We start from the raw sequence: 1,152 nt of genomic DNA on the forward strand, positions 1-1,152 counted from the left end.
GCCCGCGACCGGGCGGCCGGCGCACTGGCGTTGTGGCGCGGCGAACCTCTGGCGGATGTGCCCGGTCCGGCCGCCCGGTCGCGGGCGCGCGTCAGGTCCCCGGCGGCCCGGGCCCGCTCGGCCTCGGCGGCCAGCCGGCGGAAGCGGAAGACATCGGTGTCGTCACCGGCGCGGAGGGCGTAGCCGGTCTCGTCCGCGGTCAGGACGTCCGGGCCCAGCCGGTCGCGGAGGCGGGCGACGTGGGCGTTCAGCAGACCGCCGGGCACCAGGGGGACGGGGCCGTCCCACACGCCGGCGGACAGTTCGTCCCGCGTGGCGGGCCGGCCCTCGCGCAGCAGCAGCATGCACAGGACGGCCCTCTCGTCGGGGATCTCGACGGCGAGGGGACGGCCGTCGCGCGTCGCGTGGAACGGGCCGAGGAGGGAGAAGGCGAGGGGGGCCTCGCGTGTGCCGGCCGCCGCCAGCCGTCGCACGCTGTCCGTGCTGAGGGTGGCGAACGGGGCGCCCTCCGCGGCCGGTGCCGTGCCCCGTGCGGAGGGGACCGTGGCCCGGAACTCGCCCGGTGCGCGGCCCGCCCGGCGGTCGATGAACTCGCCCATGCGGTCCAGGAGTTCCGTGGTGCGGTGGCGCTCGGTGCGGGGCAGGCCGAGCAGGAGCAGCTCGCGCACCCCCTCCCGGAAGGCGTAGGAGCCGGGCGGGGCGCCCGGGACGGCGGTGAGCATGCCGCTGAGGATGACCTCGGCCAGGTGCTGCGGGCGCGGATCCGGTGCGACCGCCGCCTGGACCAGCCGCATCACCGGCAGGTCGGGGCGGCCCACCGCGAGATGGCCGGCCAGCCGGACCGCCTCCGGGGAGGCGGTCGCCCGGAACCGCAGGACCAGTTCCTCGGCGGACAGCAGGCCGACGTCCGTACGGTCCTCGGCGTCCGCCGGCAGCGGGCGCCCCAGCCCGGCGACCGCACCGGGGATCTCCGCTCCCCCCTGCGTGGTGAGCAGCGCGGCCCAGTTCGCCAGCCACCTCGGCTCCGGCTCCAGCACGGGCAGGGGGAGCGCGCCGCAGACCGCCTCGGCGAAGCCCTCCTCGTGCTCGTCGTGCGGCGCCTGCGGCTCGTACGGGGTGAACGTGAGCGTGGCCGGTCGCTTATACACATCT

At 77.6% G+C, this 1,152-nt stretch carries 1 protein-coding gene; it reads right to left on the minus strand.

What is annotated here, in order from left to right:
• The coding region (locus CCN44_RS41420; protein ID WP_208639945.1) for a winged helix-turn-helix domain-containing protein at positions 1-1,152 on the minus strand (1,152 nt) is incomplete at both ends.

This window comes from Streptomyces tricolor (assembly GCF_002155905.1).
In the GTDB taxonomy this organism is placed as follows: domain Bacteria; phylum Actinomycetota; class Actinomycetes; order Streptomycetales; family Streptomycetaceae; genus Streptomyces; species Streptomyces tricolor.